Source organism: Streptomyces sp. NPDC047061, assembly GCF_040643955.1.
Classification (GTDB): Bacteria; Actinomycetota; Actinomycetes; order Streptomycetales; family Streptomycetaceae; genus Streptomyces.
Genome location: NZ_JBEYVI010000026.1, coordinates 36,905 through 58,467 on the forward strand (window position 1 = coordinate 36,905; position 21,563 = coordinate 58,467).

At 72.3% G+C, this 21,563-nt stretch carries 22 protein-coding genes; 12 read left to right on the forward strand and 10 right to left on the reverse strand.

Annotation, left to right across the window (positions count from 1 at the left end):
• The first annotated feature begins 5 nt into the window (after positions 1-5).
• The 3 genes from ABZ887_RS31220 to ABZ887_RS31230 are packed head-to-tail and all read left to right on the forward strand — an operon-like array spanning position 6 to position 3,151.
• Positions 6-758, forward strand: a complete 753-nt coding sequence (locus tag ABZ887_RS31220; RefSeq protein WP_361296430.1) for a hypothetical protein — start codon at positions 6-8, stop codon at positions 756-758.
• Positions 759-815: 57 nt separating this feature from the next.
• A complete protein-coding gene (locus ABZ887_RS31225; RefSeq protein ID WP_361296434.1) occupies positions 816-2,444 on the forward strand; it encodes a hypothetical protein in 1,629 nt (542 codons plus the stop codon).
• A 2-nt stretch (positions 2,445-2,446) separates the two neighbouring features.
• Entirely contained in the window at positions 2,447-3,151 is a 705-nt protein-coding gene (locus ABZ887_RS31230; RefSeq protein ID WP_361296738.1) for a nucleotide-binding protein, read from the forward strand.
• A 101-nt stretch (positions 3,152-3,252) separates the two neighbouring features.
• On the opposite strand, the gene ABZ887_RS31235 is transcribed toward ABZ887_RS31230, so the two are convergent.
• Positions 3,253-4,074 carry a macro domain-containing protein gene (locus ABZ887_RS31235; RefSeq protein WP_361296437.1) on the reverse strand — a complete coding sequence of 274 codons (822 nt, stop codon included), beginning with the start codon at positions 4,072-4,074 and terminating at the stop codon, positions 3,253-3,255.
• Positions 4,075-4,348: 274 nt separating this feature from the next.
• On the opposite strand from ABZ887_RS31235, the gene ABZ887_RS31240 reads away from it, so the two are divergent.
• Positions 4,349-5,704: a macro domain-containing protein gene (locus ABZ887_RS31240; RefSeq protein ID WP_361296440.1), complete on the forward strand. Its 1,356-nt coding sequence runs from the start codon at positions 4,349-4,351 to the stop codon at positions 5,702-5,704.
• A 231-nt stretch (positions 5,705-5,935) separates the two neighbouring features.
• Here the strand turns inward: ABZ887_RS31240 and ABZ887_RS31245 are convergent, their stop codons facing one another.
• Complete coding sequence (locus ABZ887_RS31245; protein ID WP_361296443.1) at positions 5,936-6,271, reverse strand: hypothetical protein; 336 nt, start codon at positions 6,269-6,271, stop codon at positions 5,936-5,938.
• Between the two features lie 360 nt (positions 6,272-6,631).
• Between ABZ887_RS31245 and ABZ887_RS31250 the strand changes: the two genes are divergently transcribed.
• The 4 genes from ABZ887_RS31250 (at position 6,632) to ABZ887_RS31265 (ending at position 8,775) form a co-directional block, all read left to right on the forward strand.
• Positions 6,632-6,880: a hypothetical protein gene (locus tag ABZ887_RS31250; RefSeq protein WP_361296741.1), complete on the forward strand. Its 249-nt coding sequence runs from the start codon at positions 6,632-6,634 to the stop codon at positions 6,878-6,880.
• A gap of 12 nt (positions 6,881-6,892) precedes the next feature.
• Positions 6,893-8,092, forward strand: a complete 1,200-nt coding sequence (locus ABZ887_RS31255) for an SPFH domain-containing protein (RefSeq protein WP_361296446.1) — start codon at positions 6,893-6,895, stop codon at positions 8,090-8,092.
• 222 nt (positions 8,093-8,314) lie between these two features.
• Complete coding sequence (locus tag ABZ887_RS31260; protein ID WP_361296449.1) at positions 8,315-8,512, forward strand: hypothetical protein; 198 nt, start codon at positions 8,315-8,317, stop codon at positions 8,510-8,512.
• Between the two features lie 44 nt (positions 8,513-8,556).
• Entirely contained in the window at positions 8,557-8,775 is a 219-nt protein-coding gene (locus tag ABZ887_RS31265; protein WP_361296452.1) for a hypothetical protein, read from the forward strand.
• Positions 8,776-8,947: 172 nt separating this feature from the next.
• Here the strand turns inward: ABZ887_RS31265 and ABZ887_RS31270 are convergent, their stop codons facing one another.
• The 4 genes from ABZ887_RS31270 to ABZ887_RS31285 form a co-directional block, all read right to left on the reverse strand.
• On the reverse strand, positions 8,948-10,012 hold the full coding sequence (locus ABZ887_RS31270; RefSeq protein WP_361296455.1) for a hypothetical protein: 1,065 nt from the start codon (positions 10,010-10,012) through the stop codon (positions 8,948-8,950).
• A gap of 11 nt (positions 10,013-10,023) precedes the next feature.
• Complete coding sequence (locus ABZ887_RS31275) at positions 10,024-10,932, reverse strand: XRE family transcriptional regulator (protein WP_361296458.1); 909 nt, start codon at positions 10,930-10,932, stop codon at positions 10,024-10,026.
• Entirely contained in the window at positions 10,929-11,165 is a 237-nt protein-coding gene (locus ABZ887_RS31280) for a hypothetical protein (protein WP_361296461.1), read from the reverse strand. The genes ABZ887_RS31275 and ABZ887_RS31280 overlap by 4 nt, the downstream gene beginning before the upstream one ends.
• A 447-nt stretch (positions 11,166-11,612) precedes the next feature.
• Entirely contained in the window at positions 11,613-12,287 is a 675-nt protein-coding gene (locus ABZ887_RS31285; RefSeq protein WP_361296464.1) for a toll/interleukin-1 receptor domain-containing protein, read from the reverse strand.
• 198 nt (positions 12,288-12,485) lie between these two features.
• Between ABZ887_RS31285 and ABZ887_RS31290 the strand changes: the two genes are divergently transcribed.
• Positions 12,486-13,427: a slipin family protein gene (locus ABZ887_RS31290; RefSeq protein ID WP_361296467.1), complete on the forward strand. Its 942-nt coding sequence runs from the start codon at positions 12,486-12,488 to the stop codon at positions 13,425-13,427.
• On the opposite strand, the gene ABZ887_RS31295 is transcribed toward ABZ887_RS31290, so the two are convergent.
• On the reverse strand, positions 13,363-14,589 hold the full coding sequence (locus ABZ887_RS31295) for an MFS transporter (protein ID WP_361296470.1): 1,227 nt from the start codon (positions 14,587-14,589) through the stop codon (positions 13,363-13,365). The two genes, ABZ887_RS31290 and ABZ887_RS31295, sit on opposite strands and share 65 nt — an antisense overlap.
• A 138-nt stretch (positions 14,590-14,727) precedes the next feature.
• Between ABZ887_RS31295 and ABZ887_RS31300 the strand changes: the two genes are divergently transcribed.
• Both ABZ887_RS31300 and ABZ887_RS31305 read left to right on the forward strand, forming a co-directional pair.
• Positions 14,728-15,711, forward strand: coding sequence for a winged helix-turn-helix domain-containing protein (locus tag ABZ887_RS31300; RefSeq protein WP_361296473.1), 984 nt, complete (start codon positions 14,728-14,730; stop codon positions 15,709-15,711).
• A gap of 9 nt (positions 15,712-15,720) precedes the next feature.
• Positions 15,721-16,227 carry a glutathione peroxidase gene (locus ABZ887_RS31305; protein WP_217554966.1) on the forward strand — a complete coding sequence of 169 codons (507 nt, stop codon included), beginning with the start codon at positions 15,721-15,723 and terminating at the stop codon, positions 16,225-16,227.
• A gap of 142 nt (positions 16,228-16,369) precedes the next feature.
• Here the strand turns inward: ABZ887_RS31305 and ABZ887_RS31310 are convergent, their stop codons facing one another.
• The 3 genes from ABZ887_RS31310 to ABZ887_RS31320 all read right to left on the reverse strand — a co-directional run bounded on the left by ABZ887_RS31310 (position 16,370) and on the right by ABZ887_RS31320 (position 18,693).
• A complete protein-coding gene (locus ABZ887_RS31310; RefSeq protein WP_089102095.1) occupies positions 16,370-16,561 on the reverse strand; it encodes a DUF397 domain-containing protein in 192 nt (63 codons plus the stop codon).
• A gap of 214 nt (positions 16,562-16,775) precedes the next feature.
• Positions 16,776-17,633 carry a helix-turn-helix transcriptional regulator gene (locus ABZ887_RS31315; protein ID WP_361296478.1) on the reverse strand — a complete coding sequence of 286 codons (858 nt, stop codon included), beginning with the start codon at positions 17,631-17,633 and terminating at the stop codon, positions 16,776-16,778.
• Between the two features lie 298 nt (positions 17,634-17,931).
• Positions 17,932-18,693, reverse strand: a complete 762-nt coding sequence (locus tag ABZ887_RS31320; protein WP_361296481.1) for a GPP34 family phosphoprotein — start codon at positions 18,691-18,693, stop codon at positions 17,932-17,934.
• Positions 18,694-18,885: 192 nt separating this feature from the next.
• Here ABZ887_RS31320 and ABZ887_RS31325 point away from each other — a divergent pair, with 192 nt between their 5' ends.
• On the forward strand, positions 18,886-21,471 hold the full coding sequence (locus ABZ887_RS31325) for a serine hydrolase (RefSeq protein WP_361296744.1): 2,586 nt from the start codon (positions 18,886-18,888) through the stop codon (positions 21,469-21,471).
• Positions 21,472-21,563: the final 92 nt, after the last annotated feature.

Genomic DNA, 21,563 nt, shown 5'->3' on the forward strand with positions numbered 1-21,563 from the left:
ACCCCATGACCGACCCAGGGCTGACGCCGCCCGCCGAGCGTCCCGACCCGCCGTCCACCCACCGCGCGCCACCCTTCTACAGCGCCCCGGGGCTGATACCTCCGGGCGGCCCCGCCCGCACCTGGGGGCTCGTGGTGATCGCCACGCCCCTGCTGCTCACCCTGCTCCTGGCCCTGATCGGCGGCCTGTCCGGCGGCTCCGGATCGTCCGGATCGTCCGCCGCGTTCGGGTCGTCCGGTGACGGCTCCGGCCTGTACGGCTCGGGCACCTCGGGGTCGGACGGCGGCGGCGACGGCGGCCTGCCGACCTATGCCGACCCGACGACGGCGTCCGCCTGGCCGTACGGCGACACCAGCACCCCCGAGGCGACCGCGACCGACGGCTGGGGCACCTACCCGACGGACACCTATCCGACGGACACCGCCACCGACACCGCCACCGCCACGGACACCCCGAACGCGAGCGCGAGCAGCGGGCCGGGCGGAGTCGTCACCGCCTACTTCGCGGCGATCTCCGCCCACGACTACCAGACCGCCTGGGCCCTCGGCGGCAAGAACCTCGACTCCAGCTACGACAGCTTCGTCTCGGGTTACTCCACCACCGCGCAGGACACCATCGCCATCGTCTCCGTGACCGGCACCAAGGTGCGGCTGACCATCGAGGCCCTGCAGACGGACGGCACGACGCACTCGTACGACGCCACCTACACCGTCCAGGACGGCGTGATCACCAGCGGCACGGCCACCCAGACCGGCTGACACCCACCGGGGCGTGCCCCGAGGGGTGCGCCCGCACGAGCGGAGCGCTGAACCACCATGGCCACACAGGTACTCGACCCCAGTCCTCCCGGCCCGGCACCGCAGGAGCCGCCGGAACACCGCGCGTACGCGCGCACCAGAGCCACCCGGCTGCTGTCCGCCGGCGCCTACCTCCATCCCGGCTACCGGCGCGCCGTCATCCGGGAACTGCTCCACCGGCGGTGGCGGGTCGTCGCGCCCTCCTACGGCTACGACGCCGTGTCGGTCCTCGCCCACGCCCTCGCCGCGCGCCGGCTGCGCCGTCTCCAGTGGGCGGTCGCGGTCGGCGTGGACGTCCTGATCCTGGTGCTGCTGAGCAACGGGGTGCTCAACCCGTTCCTCGGCGTCGTCCTGCTCTGCTGGGTGCCGTGGGCGGCGGCCTATCTGCGCCGGATCGTCACCCTGCACGTGCTGATGACCCGGGTGCGGGAGAGCGGCCCGGACGGCGGCTTCGACGGCGGCTGCCCGTCGCACCCCCGGCTGACCGACGCACTCGCTCGCAAGATCGACCACGAGCAGGCCGGCCGCAGCGGACTGGTCTTCTACGGCGGCTACCGGCCCTTCGTCGGCGCGGGCCTGCCGCTGCGGGACTGGTCCAACGCGCAGTTGCTGCTCGGCGCCCCGAAGACCCGGATCATGGCGCGCAAGAGCACGGACGGCACCCCGCCCGACCTCGACACCGTCGAGCGCAGGCAGGTCGTCTCGTTCACCGTGGACGAGATCACCAGCGAGGTCGCCGCCCGGCTGCGGGCCGTCCTGCGCGACGAGACCCGCCCCGACGAGCGGATCGAGGGGCTGACCGTCGAGCAGCGCCGCTACACCACCGCGATCCGCACCAACGACCGCACCACCGGCGCCGGCTGGTCCCAACTGCCCGGCGCGGACGGCCTGTCCGGCGCGGACGGCCTGTCCGGCATCCACTGGCGGGAGGACTACGACGCGGCCCGCGAGTACCTGTGCGTACGCGTCGGGTCGTGGGACGAGGAGCTGGTGACCTCGATCTTCGTCGGGTTCGACCTCAAGGGCGACACGCTGCACACCGAGTTCTACACCTATGTGCTCGGGCCGCTCGTGGCGGACTTCCATCTCGTGGACCAGCTGCCGAGCGCCGTCGACGGGCGGCTGGCGGTGCGGGTGGCGTGGGACATGTTCACGGCCATGGTGCGCTGGTGGATGTCGCTGTGGCTGTGGCCGCTGCTGCTGGTCCCGGAGCGGTTCCTGCCCGGGTGGGCGGTCCGGTGGACGCAGCCCTGGCGGGTCAGCAGGGCCAGGCGGGCCGCGATCGCGCTGCTGCTCTCGGACCGCACGACGGACACCAGCGAGTTCCGGATCGGCCGTTACGTCAACCGCTGGCGCAACTGCGGTGCGCTGGCGAGCGTCCGGGAACTGGCCACCAGCGAGACGTACCACCACTTCTTCCAGCAGTCCGACGCGGTGAAGTACATGCAGATCGTCGAGCGCCGGCTGCTCGAGACCATCGGTGCGTTCCTCTACGAGCACGACGTGGACCTCGTCGAGCACAACCGCGCGCAGACCAACATCCTGTTGGGCGACAACAGCCAGAACATCTTCGGCGGCGAGAACAGCAACTTCGGGTACGACTACCGGCCGTCGGACGGCGGTTCATCGGGAAAGGCAGGCAAGTGACCATGAGCCAGGGCCACACCTTCGGCGAGAACAGCCAGAACATCGTCGGCGGCCGGAACAGCGGCTTCGGGTACAACGTCTACAACACCCCGCAGCAGGACGGGCAGTCCGCGAAGGAGAGCGCCGAGCAGGAGGCGGCGCGCGCGGCCCAGGCGCGCGCCGACTACGGCCGCAGCCGCAGCGTCTTCGTCGTGCACGGCCGCGACGAGGAGGTCCGCACGGCCATGTTCGGGCTGCTGCGCCGGCTCGACCTGCGTCCGCTGGAGTGGGAGCGGCTGGTGCGGAACACCGGGGGGACCGCGCCGTTCCTCGGCGAGGTCATCGAGAAGGCGCTGTCGCAGGCGCAGGCGGCGCTCGTACTGCTCACCCCGGACGACGTCGCCAAGCTCCATCCGCACCTGCTGGGCGACCGGGAGCAGCCCTACGAGACCCAGTTGACCGGCCAGCCCCGGCAGAACGTGCTGATCGAGCTCGGCATGGCACTGATGGCCTACCCGGAGCGGACGATCATCGTGGAGGTCGGCGAGGTGCGGCCCGCCGCGGATCTCGCGGGGCGCAACGTGATCCGGTTCGACGGCTCCGAGACCGCCGTCTCGAAGATCGTCGAACGGCTCAAGGGCGCCGAGTGCGACCTCGACGACACCCGGCCGGACTGGCGTGACACCTCGTACTTCAGGAACCTTGCGGCCTACCGGCGACTGGCCTGACGGACAGCACGGACAGCACGGACAGGGGGGCGGGGGCCGCGGGCCGCCCGTCCCCCTGCCCGTGCCCCCCTGTCCGTGCCGCGCTACCACTCCCGGCCGCGCTACCGCTCCGATCCGGACGCCAAGGCGCCCAGGAACGCGGCCAGTTCGCGCATGTCGATGCTCTCCAGTTCCCCGGGCCGTATGACCAGGCGCAGTTCGCGGCAGATCGCGGCCTCCCGGGAGCGGGCCACGAAGGACATCAGGATCAGCCGGAGCAGGCTGTCCCGGTCGAGGTGGCCGAGCCGCGCCAGCCCGGAGCCGACCAACGGCATGGCCACTGCCTCCAGTTGGGCGTGCGTGCGCAGCGCGTCCCACAGTCCGCCCAGGCCCCGCCACAGGTCCTCGACGCCGGAGGAGGCCACGTAGTCGTTGCCGATCCGGCTGTAGGCCACGCCGAACACCAGCCGGGGCCGGGTGCCGAGCACCGCCACCGTGCCGACCGGGTAGCGGTCGAGCTTGCCGAGCGGTTTGTCCGCCCGGTCCTCCCGCGCGACGGGCCGGGCGGAGGCGAGCGCCGCGCCCAGCTCCGCGTCCAGGCGGTCCACGTCGCCGCCGTAACGGCGGTCCAGCAGTTGCGCCTGCACGCTGTCGCCGTTGATGACCCGGCCACCGGCCGACAGGGTGTCGAAGGTGTCGCAGAACCCGACGACGAGATGGGCCGGCTGGTCGAACACGTCGCCCGTCTCGACGACCACCGTCATGTCGGGCCGCCGGAACACCTGTCGTACCCGGGCCGCCGGACGGGACCGCAGCAGCCCCCAGCCCAGGCAGGCCCCCACCGACAGCCCGACGACCGCGCCGGAGGCGCTGTGCGGCACGAACGGGCCCGCGATCTGGAACACGGCGGACACCCCGCCGAACGCCACCATCGTGTCGCGCACGAAGACCTGCCGGGCGCGCCGCGTGCCCCGGGGCAGGCGGAGCCGCAGATACGGAGGAAGGTGCGGGCGGGGGCGCGGGCGGGGGCGGGGAGGGCGTGGCCGGATCGGGTCCGTGGGCCGTATCGGGCCGATCGGGTCCAGCCTGCCGGAATCACCCGAACTCATGGATTCCCCAAGGCATCATGATAATCTTTCGGTCACTATGGGCTGACGCAGAGTGACGCAAAACCGCCGGGGGGCGACGCGGATGGCCGGTGAAAGAGCACGTATCCGGGTGAAGGTACTGGGCCCGGTCCAGCTCGAGGTCGACGGGGTTCCGGTCCGGCTGACCCCGCTGACGGTACGGCTCCTGGTCCGCCTGGTGGCGGCCGAGGGCGAGGCGGTGCCGGTACGGCAACTGCGCCGCGACGTGTGGGGACTCGCGGACGAGCCGCGCCATCTGGACCAGCGCAACCGGAACGAGGTGCAGAAACGGGTCCTGGAGCTGCGGCGGGCGCTGGCCCCCGGCCAGGACGGCGCGGGCACACATGTCCTGCGCACCGAGCAGCAGGTCACCGTGCAGGGCCCGGAGACCGCCTACCGTCTGGTGCTGGGCCCCGAGGAACTGGACAGCGCGCGGTTCTCCGCGATCGTCGGCGAGGCCCTGCTCGCCCCGCCGGCCACCGCCGCGCACCGGCTGGCCGAGGCGCTGTCCCTGGTGCGCGGCCGGCCGCTGGCCGAGGTCAACGGCGAGGGTTTCGCGGCGCTCTTCGTCCGCCGCCTGACCACCCTTCAGGACACCGCCCGACGCGAACTGGTCCGGGTGCAGACCGACTTGGGACGGCCCGAACTCGCCCTGCCGGTCGCCGAACTGATCGCCCACGAGCACCCCGACGACGCCGAGGCCGCGCGCGTCCTCGACGCGCTGCGCGCGGAGCTGCGCGCCCGGCACGGGGCCGAACTGCTGCGGCACCGGGTGCCGTTGGCCGGCCAGCGGGCGGATGTGGTGCTGGTCCGCGGCGACCTGTTCGACCAGACGGACTGCAACCTGGTGGTCGGGTTCTCCGACACCTTCGACACGGAGACCGCGGAAGACCTGGTGATCAGCCGGGAGAGCCTGCAGAGCCAGCTCGTCGACCGGCTGTTCGGCGGGCGTCGGCGCCTGCTGGACGACCGGCTGCGGGCGGGGCTGCGGGCGGTGAAGGCGGCGGGCACCGAGACCGTACGGACCAAGCCGCTGGGCCGCCGGGTCCGTTATCCGGTGGGCACGACCGTGATGGTGCCGGTCGAGGGCCGCCGGGTGTTCGCCACGGCCTATTCGCGGCTCGGCAACGATCTGGTGGCCCGGTCCAACCACCTGGACCTGCGGCTGAGCCTGGCGAACCTGTGGGCCTCGGTGGCCGTGCACGGCCTGTTCAAGCCGGTCGCCGTCCCTCTGATCGGCTCCGGCCTGGCCCGTGTCACCGACCTGGACCGGGGCCAGCTGGCCGCGCTGATCGTCGACTCGTTCATCGACGCCTGCCGCCGCCACCCCGCGCTGACCCCCGAACTCCGGATCGTCATCCTGCCCCAGGAGCTGGCCCGGACCGACCTGGCCCCGGTGGAGCGGCGGTTCGAGGACCTGGTGCTCGGGCTGCGCGCCGCGGACTGACGGCGAAGACGGAGAAGACGGCGGGACCGGGCGGAGGACCGGGCGTGTCCCCCGGGCCGGCGGGCTGCTCCGCATCTCCAAGCTCCCCCTTCGCGGCATCGTCCCGCCGGCCACGCCGCGCGCCGCTCCGCCCGGCCCCACCGCTGTCCACGAGACCACCCCGGACGCTTCCGCCGGTACCCGCCAACCGCTTCCGATCCGATTCCGAGCAGGCTCGGTGAGGATCCGGGCTCAGTGACGGACCATGGTGCAGGTGACCGTGGCCTTCCCGTCGGCTGTGTTGACGACGAACCTGCTTCCGCTGAGGCCGCCGATGTCGAACCGCCCCGTGCGGTCCGTGGAGACGATGCCCGAGGCGGAACCCGAGTAGGTCACCTTGGCGCCGCCGGGGAACCCCACACCCCACAGGTGGTACCTGCCGTCGGACTCCGTTTCGACATGGCACGCCGCGCGGGACGGGGCGTGCGGTGCGGCGGCGGTCACGGCGTGTGCGGTCGTGGTGGGGCCCACCGCGAGCGCGGGGGCGGCAAGGAGGGCGAGCGCTGCGAGACGACGAGTTCGGTTCATCATTCAACCTGCTTTGGCTGACTGCTGTGGATGGCTGCTGTGGATGGCTGCTGTGGATGGCTGCTGTGGATGACATGGATTCGACCGATGGGACGTGACGGGCGTGGTGGCTCCGCCGCGTCGCGCACATGTCGCCCCGCATGAGCGATCCGTCCCGCCCACGATGCGGGCAACTGTGCGTGGCCTGACAGCTTTTACACCGTATCGCCCTTCATGTCGCACGGCATCTCACCGGTCGGGGCGGCGCCCCGCCGGGGCGGACGGCCGGTGGCGCAGGACGGTCCCCCCTGACCGTTGGGTCCCGCACGGAACGGGTCTATCGTCGGAATCATGGGGCCAGAACGAGGAGGACGGCCGGTGATGCCGCAGGACGAGGCCGTGATCGGCTGCACGGGGAAGGTGCTCATCGGAACCCGCGGTTCCGCAGGCCCCGGCGAAGTCCTGGTGCGGGTCAGAGGCGGTTCGGAGACGTTCCTCGCCTGGTCGGAGGAGCCCCTGCCCGTCGGCGCCACGGTGCTCGTGATCGAATCACGGGGATGCCGCGAGGTCGGCGTCATCGAGTGGGTGGATCCATTGGACGCGCTCGGCGACAGCGCCGAGGCCGGCTGAGGAGAAACAGGAATGTTCGGATACCGCGTACCCGCTCCCGACGAGGCGATGTTGATCTCGGGGGGCAGGCGGGGACTGGGGGGCGCGCCGTTCCGAGTGGTCACGGGGCATGGAAAGTTCGTGCTGCCGGTCTTCCGGAAGGTCCGGTTCCTCACCCTGTCCATGTGTGAGTCCGAGGTCACCGAGACCTGCGTGACCAAGCAGGGCATCGCGCTGCACGTGCGCGCGGTCATCGCCTTCAAGGTCGGCAACGACCACGAGAGCATCATCAACGCGGGCCAGCGGTTCCTCTCCGACCAGGAGCAGATGTCGGTGCTCACCGGCCGGATCTTCGCCGGACACCTGCGGGCCATCATCGGCTCGATGACGGTCGAGGAGATCGTCACCGAGCGGCAGAAGCTCGCCGCGGAGGTGCTGGACACCTCGAAGACGGAGATGGCGAAGATCGGTCTGATCGTCGACTCGCTGCAGATCCAGTCCATCGACGACGGCGACACCGGCTACATCGACGCGATGTCCGCCCCGCACAAGGCGGCCATCCAGCGCCAGGCGCAGATCGCCCAGGCCCAGGCCACCCAGGCCGCCGTCGAGGCGGAGCAGGCGGCGGCCCGCAAGCAGGCCGAGTACGCCCGGCAGACCGCCATCGTCAAGGCCGAGTACTCGGCCGAGGTGGACCGCGCCCAGGCGGAGGCCGGCCAGGCCGGACCGCTGGCGCAGGCGCACGCCCAGCAGGAGGTGCTCGCCGCCCAGACGGAGCTGGCCCAGCGCCAGGCCAGGCTGCGCCAGGAGCAGCTGGTCGCGGAGGTCGTACGGCCCGCCGAGGCCGAGGCCGAGCGGGTCAGGATCCTCGCCGCCGCCGAGGCGCAGCGGATGAAGATCCAGGCGGAGGCGGCCGCGTCGTACGACCGGGTCGCGCTCGACCGGATGCTGATCGACCAGCTCCCGCAGATCGTCAAGGAGGCCGCCGGCGGTCTCGCGGGCGCCAACGTCAACGTGCTCAACGGCGCGGACGGCCTCGGCGAGATCGCCGCCGGGCTGGTGTCCCAGGGCCTGACCATCCTCGACTCGGTCCGGCAGAACCTGGGCGGCCAGGACTCCGACGCGCAGCGGCCCGACGGCCGGCGCTCCGGGGAGGGCGAGGGCGGCGGCCTGCTGCAGCTGCCCACCAGCAAGGGGCGGAAGTCGGACGACGGTCCGGTGGACGTCGACTAGGCGCTCCGCTGGAGGGGCCGCGACAGTCCATGCCGTCTGTTGTCTGCGGCGCCGTCGTGGCTGGTCGCGCAGTTCCCCGCGCCCCTTCGGGGGCGCTGAACGAACCGCAGCTCGACCGGACCGGCGCGTTCTCCCTTACGGGGGCGGGCGCGCCGGTCGCCGTTCGACCGCCGGTTTCGTTGCCGATGGACTCGAAAATCGAACACGTGCTTGAATTTGGTCATGCGATCGTTTCCCGTGGACCTGGCCCGGGCGCAGCAGGAATGGAGCGCCACCTACCGGCAGCTCGCCGAGCGGCCCGGGCGTACCGAGCTGCGCCGGCGGCTGCACCTGCTGTCGGTGCAGGTGTTCTTCCATCCCTACTGGCAGCAGCGGCGCCCGAGCCCCGCCGCGTGGCGGGAGCTGAGGGGCCGGGGATGACGGGCTGGAGTGCGGGACCGTATGTCCCGGATGATCCTGAAGGCATGTCCGGACCGATACGGGTGATCGTGCATCCGCCGTCGCCGACGGGGGGCCGGCGCGTGCGGGTGGACGGCGAGATCCTCGGGTTGGCGCACAACGTGACCGACGTCGCCGAGTTCCTTCGCCGTGCCGGGCTGGAGATCGACCCGGCGGAGGTCGCGCGGGTCCCGTGGATCGACTGGCGGGGCGGCGGGCCGGAACACTGGGGGCCGGAGACGTGAGGGCCTCGGCGCCGGGCAACGCGCGAGGCCCGTCCACACAGTGGACGGGCCTCGGGATGGAGCGCCGGGCAGGCCTTGCACCTGCATTTCCCCGCAGGAAGCGGGGCGTCTTTCCTTGGACGACCAACGCAGTACCGGGCGACCCCGATCGGGTCGGCCAGCTCTGGATTGATCATAGCCCATGCGGGTGGGGCGTGCCCGCACCGGACGGTGACCTGCTCGCGAAGCCCGGAGGCCGCGGGGAGCGGGGGCGGAAGCGGTCCAGGTAGTAGGCGCGGCGGAGGCCCGGCTGTCCGTCCGGGGTGCCGGAGGTCCGGGCGGCGGTGACGGTACGCCAGCAGACGGCGACCGCCGCCCTGAAGAACGCGGACGCGGTCTCTGGTTCGTGGTCGGCGGCGGTGACCTCGACCAGCAGCCGCTCGGGCGCCGGAGCGCACTCGGCGGTGGCCTCCGACGCGGCACGGCCGGGGGGCGCGGGCCGGTTGGGGAGGGTCGCGCCCCCCGGTTCGGCCTGCGGGACGTGGGGGGCGCGCAGGGTGGTCGCGGCGACGATGATTTCCAGGTGTTCCGCGAAGTTCGGTCCCGGTACCGGGATTTCGAGGTCCGGGTGGAGGTCGTAGCCGATGGCCACGGCGGTGGCCACGAAGTCTATGACCGCGGCCGCGGTCGGGGTGTGCCGGCGGGGGGTGGCCCGGGTGAGGCGGCTGAGGACCCGCAGGACCGTGGGCAGGCTGGTGTCCGCGGTCACCATCCGGTACGCCGGGGCGTCCCCGCCGGCCGCACCGTCGCCGTCCGGCGCGTGGGCGCCCGCCTGGGCCTGCCACAGGGCCGCGGCGTGGGTGTCACCGCGGGCGAGGTGCTGCAGGTAGAGGCAGTACGACGGCGCCTCGTCACCGGCGCCGGCGGCGTACTGCCACCAGAAGCGGGCCCCGTCGTCGGCGCCGGCGAGCTGGAGGGCGCAGCCGAGGATCCAGGCGGCCCGCGGCTCCGGCAGCTGGTCGGTGAGGAAGTCGGCGAGCTGGTCCGGCGTGCAGTGCGCGACGACGGCCTCGCACAGGGCGGCGAGGCTCTGTGCGGCGCCGTCGTCGGCCAGGTCGGGTCCGTCGCCGTCCCAGAGCAGCCGGCCGTCGTCGGCGAAGGCGGGGTAGGCCACGTCGTCGTACGGCACGACGTCGGCGGGGACGTGCGGGTCGGGCAGCAGCAGGGACTGGGCGAGAAGGTCGTCGATGATGCTCATGGCCGTGGTGATCACTCCAGGGTGTCGATGGTGACGGTGGTGCCGGTGCGGAGGTAGAGGCCGGTCAGCGCCCCTCGGGCGTGGTGGTCCAGGGTGTGGGTCATGGCCGGGGTCAGGCCGACGATGCCGGGCACGGCCTCGGCACGGACGCCGCACAGGTGGCGCAGCACGATGACGTCCATCTGGTCCTGGGGCAGCCGGGCGATCGCGTCGAAGAAGTCCGCCATCGTGTCGATCCGGGTCTTGCGCTCGGCCAGGTCCGCGATGCCCGCCTGGGCGACGGTGGCGAAGGCCGCCTGCCGCAGGTCGGGGTGCCCGTCCTGCTGGGCGGCCCGGGACATGACCCGGGCGCGCAGCAACTGCCAGGCGTGGCGCGGGGTGTCGGGGACGGCGACCGCCTCGTCCCAGGTGAGCCAGAGGATGTCGAAGGTCTCCCCGACCGCGCGCTGGGCCCGGTTCTCGGACTGCAGGAAGGCCCGGGCGTAGGCGGTGTAGGGCCCGCGCATGATCTGGGTGAGGCCCAGGTGCGCGACGGGCGGCAGTTCGGGGCCCAGCGGCTGCACGGCGCGGATGCGGTTCTCGATCCAGCCCTGGTTCTTGTCCGCCTCCCGGGCGGCCGCGGTCCACAGCCGGCGCAGCGGCCACGGCGGCAGGTCCAGGGCCTTCACCACGCTGTAGGTGATCTCCCAGCCGGGGTAGTAGCCCTTGCCGCGCAGGAGTTCCGACAGCCGGGTCTTGGAGTAGCCGGAGCGGCAGACGAGTTCGTCGAGGGTCAGCCCGCTGGCGACGAGCCGGTCGCGGACCGGCTCCAGCCAGGTGCGGTGGGCGACGCCGACGTCCTCGCCGATCGGCTCCGGCGGGCGCCCGCGGCGACTGGGAGGGTCTCCGCCGGGCTGTTCGGTCACCTCTGGCTTCTTCACCGCGACGGCTCCTCGCTCCCGGCCGGGGCCGAGGTCGGCGCAGGGGGCGTCCGGCCCTGCCCGGGGTCCGTGCCGCCGGGGCCGCCCAGCGCCGCGCCGATCTGCTGGACGAGAAGTCCGAGCGAGGGCAACAGTGCGGCGACCGCCGCGAGTTGCCCCAGCACGGTCATCACCGTGCTCCACACGAGGACCGCGGCCAGGACGGCCACGGTCATCATCTGCCTGTTGGTCATCTCACCTTCCCTGGAAGGAAGAAGCGTCTGGAAGCCGCTCCCCCGCGGCGGTGCTGAAGCGCCGCGGGGGAGTTGGACGACAGCATGGTGGGACAACCGGTCACCACTCAATGTGATCATGGGATTACGGAACAATCACACCGCAAGCCTCATGGGGTCCGGCACGCCCGTTACTCCATGACGGCCGCCCGTGGGGGCAACTCGGCGCCTGATGAACGCCTTTGGGGGCGAACCCGTACGTGTCGTCGCGGCGCGGACGGGATGGCGCACCATGGAAAACGGACGCCTCCCCCGGCGTCGCGCCTTCCGGTCTGGAAGGCCACGCGGTCCTCTTGTGCTGAGGAACGACCGGAGGGGACCGCCTCCGCTTCCGTCCGGCCGCACACGCGCCGGACGGAAGCCGGGGGGTGGTGAACCGCCCGGGCCGACCCGGCGCGGACCAGCGGACTAGGGGCTGTCCGGGCGGCGGGGCGCCTTCGCCAGGTCGCGGGCCTGTGATCGCTCCTCCGGGGAGGCGAACAGGGGTGCCTCCGCCCCGGGTGACGGATCGGGGGCGGGCACGCGCAGGCTCCCCGGGCTCGGCAGGCCCGGTCCGCCGCCGGTGCCGGGCAGGGGCGGGCGGCGGCCGGGGACACCGGGGGGCGGGGACGCGGGGCCGCCCGGCGGCGCGGACGCGGGACCGCCGGGAAAAGCGGGCCTGGTACGCGGGCCCCTGGCACCGGCGACCGCGTCGAGCAGGGCGGCGCGGGCCTGCTGCTCGTCCAGGCCGTGGAGGTCCCTGCGGATCAGCGGGGCCAGCAGGGCGGGCACGTCGGTGCCGTCGAGCGGCTCGATCACCAGCGGGACCAGACGCTCGCGCCGTGCCACCACCGAGGACCACTCCTCCCGGGTCCACCGCGAGTCGTCGAAGTAGTGCCGGGAGAACAGGGCCACCACCGCGGTCGCGCTGTTCAGCGCCTCGTCCATGCGCGCCACGAAGTTGTCACCGGCCGACCAGTCCCAGACGTCCAGCGCCACCCGGTGACCGGCATCGTGCAGATGCCAGGCCACCCACTCCGCCCAGACCCGGTCCGGTCCGGCGTAACTGATGAAGACCGATGATCCGCCGCCCGCCGCCGTCACACTGCCTCCCCCGCCGACCCCGCCGAGGTCCCGTCACCCCCATGATTCCCCACTGGTTCCCCACCTGCGCCGCGTACCGTGTGCTGCTTTTCTTTACGCACTCCTGACGCCGGCACCCGCATCCCGGGACGGCCGGGAAGTGTCCTCATCCTTGTCCGGATTCCTGTCCGGACCACGTCGAGAACGGAGTGTGTGCCCATGGACGGCGCCGTTGTAGGGGTCGTACTGGTGGTCGTGGCGGCCCTGCTCGTGCTGCGCAGCGGGATGCGGGTGGTCAACCAGGTCGAGCGCGGGGTGGTGTTCCGCCTGGGCAGGGCGCTGCCGGACTTCCGGCGGCCGGGGATCACCTTCCTCATCCCCTTCGTCGACCGGATGCGCAAGGTGAACGTGCAGGTGGTCACCATGCCGGTGCCCACGCAGGAGGGCATCACCAAGGACAACGTGTCGGTGAAGGTGGACGCCGTCGTCTACTTCCGGGTCGCCGACCCGGTCCGCGCGGCCATCGAGGTGCAGGACTACATGTTCGCCGTCGGGCAGGTCGCCCAGTCCTCGCTCCGCTCCATCATCGGCAAGAGCGACCTGGACGACCTGCTGACCGACCGCGAGCGGCTGCACGAGGGGCTCGCCCTGATGATCGACAGCCCGGCCGCCGCGTGGGGCATCCACATCGACCGCGTCGAGATCAAGGACGTACAGCTCCCGGAGTCGCTGAAGCGGTCCATGTCCCGGCAGGCCGAGGCGGAGCGGGAGCGGCGGGCCCGGGTCATCACGGCGGACGGTGAGTTCCAGGCCGCGCAGCAGCTCGCCAACGCCTCCCGGATCATGTCGGAGACCCCGGAGGCGATGCAGCTGCGCCTCCTGCAGACCGTCGTCGAGGTCGCCGCCGAGAAGAACTCCACGCTCGTCATGCCCTTCCCGGTGGAGCTGCTGCGCTACTTCGAGCGGGCGACCAAGCGGCTCGACCAGGAGGTCGAGAAGAACGAGCGGACGGCGGCGGACGAGCTCGGCACGGGTCTGAAGGCCGGGATCGAGCAGATCGCCGCCGTCGCCGACAAGTTCGGGCCGGCCGCGGAGCTCACCGCTTCGCCGGAGCCGAAGCAGGCGTCGGCGTCGGCGCCTGCGGCTGAGCCGGCGCCGTAGCCCTCCGCTCCCGCCTGGCGGCCACCGCCAGCGCCAGCGTCACCGCGAGGGACGCACCCGCGACGAGGGTCATCGCACTGGCGGGCGAGGTGAGTTGCGCCACCGAGCCCGCCAGCGTGGCACCGACGCCCTGCATGGTCAGCATGCCGGCCGAGTGCAACCCGAGGGCGTGGCCGCTGAGTTCGTCGGGAGTGAGGGACATCAGCCGCTCCTGCAGGACCAGGCTCGCGGCGAAGCCGACCGCGGCGACGGTCACGCAGACCGCGGCGAGCCCGACGGGCGGGTGCAGGGCGAACACCAGGTACGGCGCGGCCAGCAGCAGCCGCAGCGGGACGTCGAGCCGGGGCCGCAGCGCGGGCGGCACGAACCGGCCGACGGCCACGTCACCGGCGAACATGCCCAGCGCCCCGCAGGCGAACAGGACGCCGGCCGCGCGCGGGTCGTAGGAGACGTAGAGGGAGTCGCAGCCGACGACGAGCCCGTTGGGCACCCACAGGCCCAGGTAGGTGAGGCGGCGGGGCCGGGAGGACCACAGGAGGGCATTGGTGCGCCAGGTCGCCGCGACGGACGGACGGCCCGCGGTGCGCGGCGGCCGGGCGGTCAGGCCGAAGCGGGTACCGAGGGCCGAGGCGGTGTAGAGGGCGGCCGCCAGGAGCAGACAGGACCGCGGGGACAGGACGGTCAGCAGGGCACCGCCGGCCGCGAAACCGGTGACCTGCATCAGCCCGTTGGCCATGTTGAACACCGAACGGCCCAGCAGGTAGCCGTCCTTGGAGAGGATCTCGTTGAGCAGTCCGCCGCGCACTCCGCCGCCCAGCGAGGCGATCAGGCCCTGCAGGACGACGACGCCGAAGACGGCGGCGACCGGCAGGCCGGGCAGTGCCAGGGCCGCCGTGACGGCCGCGTAGCCGAGGCCCATGCCGGTAAGGGTGGCGCGCGGCGGCAGCCGGTCGGCGCCGGAGAGCAGGAGCGTGGCGCCGAGGACCTGCGCGAGCTGCGGCCCGAACATGCTCACCGCCGACAGCAGGGGCGAGCCGGTGAGCCGGTAGACCAGGGTGCCGAGGGCCAGGGCTCCGATCGTCTGGGCCGCGGAGAAGGCGGCGAAGGTCAGTAAGAACGGGGGGAACTCGGGGGCGCGGAAGAGCTCGCGGTAGCTGCGCATGCAGGGAGTCTCGGAGCGGGCGGCGCCCGGTCGTTAATGTTTCGCACAGGCGCGAAAGGCCAATGCGAGGGCCGACGCGAGGGACCGACCAGGGGCCCGTGCGAGGTCGGCGGCGGGCGGGAGCGAAAGGGTGTCCTCATGGGCTGGTGGCTGGTCAACGCCGACACCCTCGCGCGCAGCCGGTTCGTGCTCTCGCCGTTCGCCGAGACCTTCGCGGCCCTGAAGCTGCTGCACGCGGGCGCCGGCGCGCACCCGGGCGAGGAGGCCTGGCTGCGCACGCACCTGCCGGGCTACCGCGCATTCCTCGCGGCCGACCCGGTGACCGCGCGGCTCGTCCGCGCCGGGCTCGGCCGGGCCTGGATCGCCGACTTCCTGTCGCCCACCCCGTGCGAGGGGCAGACCGTCGCCGACGCGGCGGCGACGGTGCGCGCGACCGACCCCGGGCAGGCCCGCGCCGATCTCCGCGTCTCCCTCGCCGGACCGCTCCCGGCCGCCCTGGACCGCGCCGACCTGCCCGAGCGGGCGGCCGCACTGCTGGAGTACGTCTGGACCGAGACCGTACGCCCGGACTGGGACCGGCGCCGGCGGATCCTGGCGGCGGACGTGGCCGCCCGGACCGCACGCGCCGGCCAGGCGGGCTGGGCGGCCGTACTGGACTCGCTGAAGCCCGGCCAGACCCGCTGGCTCGGCGGGAACCGGCTCCAGGTGAACATGCACGAGTACCCGCCCCGCGAGATCTCCGGCGCCGACCTCCTGCTCGTCCCGGTCACCCCGCAGCGCGGCTGGGTCTCCTGGCAGGAACCGGACCGGTACGCGCTGATCTACCCCTGTGCCGGGGCGCTCGCCGCCCCCTCCGGGCGGGCGGTTCCGGCCGGTCTGGAGGCGCTGCTGGGGGCCGCGCGGGCCGGGGTGCTGGTGCTGCTGGACGCCCCGCTGAGCACCACCCACCTGACGGCGGTGACCGGGCAGGGCCTGGGTTCGGTCGGCCGGCACCTGCGGGTGCTGCTCGACGCGGGGCTGGTGGAGCGGCGGCGGGCCGGACGGTCGGTGCTGTACGCGCGGACGGCGGCCGGTGACGTGCTCGTCGAGGCCGGAACCCGGACCGCCACCCGGCGGGGTTAGCATCCGCTTATGACGACTTCCGAGAACAACGGGTCCGTGCTCGACGTGGAGATCGGTGCGCTGCAGGGCGGCTCCGCCGACCTGCCGGGCTACGGCGGCAAGGCCGTGCTCATTGTCAACGTGGCCTCCAAGTGCGGCCTGACCCCGCAGTACAACGGCCTGGAGAAGCTCCAGGAGCGGTATGCGGCGCAGGGCTTCACCGTGCTCGGGGTGCCCTGCAACCAGTTCATGGGCCAGGAGCCCGGCAGCGCCGAGGAGATCGCCGAGTTCTGCTCGGCGACGTACGGCGTGACCTTCCCGCTGACCGAGAAGGTCGAGGTGAACGGGGAGGGCCGGCACCCGCTCTACGACCGGCTGGTCGGGTTCGCCGACGGCGAGGGGCACACCGGGGACATCCGCTGGAACTTCGAGAAGTTCCTGATCGGCCGGGACGGACAGGTCGTCGCCCGGTTCTCGCCGCAGGCCGAGCCGGAGTCGGCGGAGGTCGTGGCGGCGGTGGAGCGCGCCCTCGGCTGAGCCCGGGGCGGGATCGCCGGCGGCGCGGCGGGCACAAGCCGAGCCCCCTCGGCAAGGACGGCGGGCTGGTCGAGAGGGCTCTGGGTCACGCTTGTGCAGTTGTGTAGTCGGGAGCGTGAGCGGTGGGTCAGCGAGTGCCCCCCTACGCCTTGACCGAGGTCACGAAGGCGTTCCACGCGCCGGCCGGGAATGCGAGGACCGGGCCCTCCTCGACCTTGGAGTCGCGTACGGCGAGTCCTGCGGTCGTCGGCGACTTGACCTCGACGCACGCCCCGTTCCCTGCGGAATAGGAGGACTTCGTCCACGTCTCCGTGGCGCCCTGAAGCAGTGCCATGTCCACTCCTGTTGCGAGATTGCTGTGGTGCTTGCTGTAGTGCGATTCACGCCAACCTTTCTGACCGGTTGGCGTGATCGACGCTACTAGCCAACTTCCTCGCCTGGAGTACCCGTTCACTCGTCTGGATGGCATATTCCGGTGGAGACTTCCGCTGGACCGTGGCACCGGTGTAACATCCGCCGCTTCCTGCCCGGGAGGACCGGAGGACGGCTCAGCGGGCGTACTCCTTGGCCGCGTCGGCGATGAACTGCCGGGACTGCTCGACGTTCAGCGACTGGGCGCGCAGGTGCTCGTACATCACGGCGTACTTCTGCACGTCGTGGGCCTTCTCCAGGTAGAGGTCGCTGGTCACGCCCTCCAGGTAGACGACGCTGGAGTCGGCCGCGTCGGCGAACTCCAGGATCGCGTACTGGCCGTTGAGGCCGGGGTGCGCGCCGCACTCGAAGGGCAGCACCTGGACGGTGATGTGCGGCTGCTGGGACATCTCCAGCAGGTACTCCAGCTGCTCGCGCATCACGAGCCGGTTGCCGACGAGCCGGCGCAGCGCGGCCTCGTCCAGCACCACCCACAGCCGAAGGGGGTTGTGTTCTGCGGCGATACGTTCCTGTCGCCGCATCCGGACCTGGACCCGCTTCTCGATGTCGGCGGCGGAGGTCTCCGGCAACGCGCCCTGCACCAGGGCCTCGGCGTAGGCACGGGTCTGCAACAGCCCGGTCACCAGCTGGGGTTCGTACACCCTCAGCGACTCGGCGTCCGTCTCCAGCCCGATGTAGACGCTGTACGGAATGTCCCCGAACGCATGCCACCACCCTTGCTGCCGCGAATCCCTGGCCATCTCCATCAGGGACTCGACGACCCGCTGGTCCTCGACCTCGTACACCCCGCACAGGTCGCGGACGTCGCGCTGACTGATGCTCCGGCGCCCGTTCTCCAGCCGGCTGATCTTCGACTGCGAAACGAGCAGCCGCTCCGCCACTTCCTCCGCCGTCATGCCCTTGAGCTCGCGGAGCCTGCGCAGCTCCTGGCCCAGCCGGCGTCGCCTGACGGTGGGATTGACATTGGACGCCACGGGACGTGCACCTCCGGCTGCCTGCCTGTAACTACCACTTTGCGTATCTGCTGTTGAGCAGACTGCCACCAAGGTGCTTCCTACCGCTGGGAAACAGTGGATATGCGGCGCGTACGCGTCACTTCGGGCACGTTCCGGATACTCCGGACCCGGGGTGGGCCGGGGGCGGGCCGAGTGCGGACACGGCCGAGCGGGGCGACGAGGCGCGTACTGCTCGTACGCCTCGCCGCCCCGCTCGGACCAGCGGCTCCCGGAACCGGGTCTCAGGGGTGCTGTGTTGCTGCCGTGGAACTGCGGCTCAGTGCACCACGGCACGGGCCATCGCACCTCGGCGCGGCTGCATCGGAACCCCACGGGCGGGTTCCGGCGCACCGGGCCTGGTGCCTGGTCCGGTCTGCCGCCCGGCGGGGGCGGCGGGGTTGCGGCGTGGCTGTGCGGCCGCGCCGTTCTGCACGTCCATGACGGCGTGGGCGACGAGCCCGCCCATGGGGTCGTGCCGGATCAAGTCCCGCAGCCTGGAACGAGAGGACCGTCCCTCGTTGCCCGGATACAGGTGCTTGCCGAGTCCGACCGCGTGGGCCAGGGCGGCGAGCGCGGCGGTCCGCGGGTCCGGCGGAACGCCGGTACGGATCGCCGAATCCAGCCGGCCACGGATCTCCCGGGTGACGGCGTTGTCCGTCGCCTGGTACCGAGTGGTCGGCAGCACCCCGCACATCTGTCCCGCAACGGCGGCGACCATGCCGCACCGTTCGAGATGCGCGAGATAGACCTGGCGGAGCCCGAGACGCGGCCCGCCGATCCAGTTCACTGCCCGCACGGGAGCGCCACGCCTGCGTAGCAACTCCAACGCGCAGTCCAAAGTCGGATCTCCAGTCGGCCGTGGCTGCACCACGGCGATACGATCCCCGTCTGGGGCTATCCGTCCGGCCAGCGCCAGCTCTACTAGCTGTGCTCCGGCCAGACCGAGGTCGAGCGACTGCGGCTGTGCAGTGGTACCCGTGGCCGGGTCCAGTGCCAGCAGCAGAAGCTCCTCCGGAAGTGTTCTGCGGCTCCTGCCCATCCATGCCTCCCCGCGTGGATGAATGACAGGGTGACCCCTCTCACATTGGTCTGTCGAGGGTGCGTGACCGGTTCGTAAGGGAACCGGTAGGTATGTCGTTCTCGTCTACCGCAGGGGCTAAGCCCGCACACAGGACACTGGTACATGGTTCGGACAGCGCACGGCAACGTGCGAAGCGTGGAGGAGGCATCGGTGGCGGGCGAGTCCCCCGACAGGTCGAAGCAGCGCGAGTCGTCGGCAGAACCGACGCCGGGGAGCGCGGATCCGGTTCCCGAAGCACGCGACCCGCGGCTGGCGGTGGCCGCCGAGAAGGAGACCGCCGGCGGCGTGGACACCGCCACCCGGGTCTTCTCGGTCCGGGACCTGAAGACGGCCGAGGAGACCGGCGAGGGCGACGCGGAACTCCGCGACGCGGTGGCGGCGTGGGTCCGCACGGGCGAGCCGACGGCGAGCACCGAGGACGCCACGGCCCCGGAGGCCCCTGAGACCCCCGAGGCGGCCACGGAGGCCGAGGACGGCCCCGAGACGCCCGAGGAGCGCCAGGAGACCCCGGAACCCCCGGAGAACGCCGACAAGCCCGCCACGGCGCCCGAGGCAACAACCACCCCGGAGCCCGAGGACACCAAACCGACGGCGACGGCGACAGCGACGGACGAACCCGAGGACACCAAGCCGACGGCGACGGCCGACCCCGAGGACGCCAGACCCGAGGCGGCCACCGAGCCCCAAGACGCCACGCCCCAGGCCGAGTCGGCGACCGCCCCGGAGCCGGAGGACACCAAGCCGACGGCAACGGCAACGGCGACGGACGAGCCCGAGGACGCCAGGCCCGAGGCCCCCGCCGAGCCCCAAGACGCCACGCCCCAGGGCAAGTCGGCGACCATCACGGAACCCGAGGACGCCGCACCCGAGGACGAGCCCAAGGCCGCGACCGAACCCGAGGACGCCAAGCCCGAAGCGGCGGACGAGCCCGAGGACGCCAAGCCGACGGCGACGGACGGGCCCGAAGACGCCGCGCCCGAGGACGAGCCGAAGGCGGCGGACGAGTCCGAGGACGCCAAGTCCGAGTCGGTGGACGGTGGTTCGGGGTCCGGCGGCGGAGGCGCGGACGCCGACGGCGAGGAGGCACCGCAGGAGCCACCCGCACCTGACAACGATGGCCGCACGGGTGGTGCGGGTGGGAAGACCGGCGATGCCGAAGGCGAAGCCGAGGCCGCCGTCGACCAGCCCACCACCATGCTCAAGGCCCCCCGCCCCCCGCAGGTCGACCAGCCGACCACCACGCTCAAACTGGGCGACGCCAAGCCCAAGCCCGCGCCGAAGCCCCCGGAGGACAAGGCCGAGGCCGACGCCGAGCGCACCAGTCGGTTCGTCGCGCTCAAGTCGGACATAAAGCAGGGCCCGAAGCCCGAGCCCGCCCCCGCCTCCACCACCCGCACCACCGTCCTCCCCCAGATCGGCCCCGAGCGCACCACCCAGCAACCGCTTCCCCCGAAGCCCCCGCTGGACCTGCTCGCCGAGCTGACCAACACGCCTCCGCCGCCGGAGACCCCGGTCAGGACCCTCTTCCGCCGGGTCAAGATCTGGACGCCCCTGGTCATCGTCGCCCTGATCATCTTTGCGGTCGTACAAACTCTGCGTCCGCTCCCCCAGCCCACCCTCGACCTCACCGCGAAGGACACGTACACCTTCGACGGCAGCAAGGCGGACATCCCCTGGCCCGCCGACGGCCAGGCCGCCCTCGACGTCCAGGGCATCGGCACGTTCGGCTCCTCCGGCGAGCAGAAGGCGGTGCCGATCGCGAGCGTCGCCAAGGTGATGACCGCGTACATCGTCCTGCGCGACCACCCGCTCAAGAGCGGCGCCGCCGGCCCGAAGATCAAGATCGACCAGGCCGCCCAGGACCAGGCGAACGCCGGCCAGGAGTCGACCGTCGACGTGACGGCCGGTGACTCGATCACCCAGCGCGAGGCGCTGGAGAGCATCCTCATCGCCTCCGCCAACAACGTGGCCCGCCTGCTGGCGCGCTGGGACGCGGGTTCCGAGAAGGCGTTCGTGGCGAAGATGAACGCCACCGCGAAGAAGCTCGGGATGACGAACACGACGTACACCGACCCGTCGGGCCTCACGGACTCCACGGTGTCCACCGCCGTGGACCAGGTGAAGCTGGCGAAGGCCGCCATGGCGAGCGAGCCGTCGTTCCGCGAGGTCGCCGCGATGATGTCGTACGACGACTACAAGGGTGTCAACCACTCCAACTGGAACCAGCTGGTCGGCCACAACGACGTCGTCGGCATCAAGACCGGCACCACCACCTCCGCCCTCGGCAACCTGGTCTTCGCCGCGAAGAAGACGGTCGGCGGCCAGACCCGCACGGTCATCGGCGCGGTGCTGCGGCAGCCGGCCTCCGCGGCCGCGGACAACAGCATCCTCACCGCCGCCCTCAACGCCGGCGACAAGCTGATCCGGGCCGCCCAGGGCGCGCTGAAGTCGGCGACGATCTACAAGAAGGGCAGCGTCGTCGGGTACGTGGACGACGGGCTCGGCGGCCGTACCCCGGTGGTGGCGACGGAGGACGTCACGGCCGTCGGCTGGTCGGGGCTGAAGGTGAAGCTGTCGTTCCAGGCGGACGACGTGCCGCACACCGCGAAGGCCGGCACCAAGGTCGGCACCCTCACCGTGGGTGACGGCTCCGGCTCCGCCGTCCAGGTGCCGGTCGCCCTGGGGAAGGCCCTCGCCGAGCCCGGCTTCACGAGCAAGCTGACCCGCCTCGGCTGACCCATAACCGGCATTCCGTCACCGCACCCCGCCGATGGCGGCCCACCCCAGGGCCCCGCGGCGGGGTGCGTGCTAGCGTCACGAATCGGGGC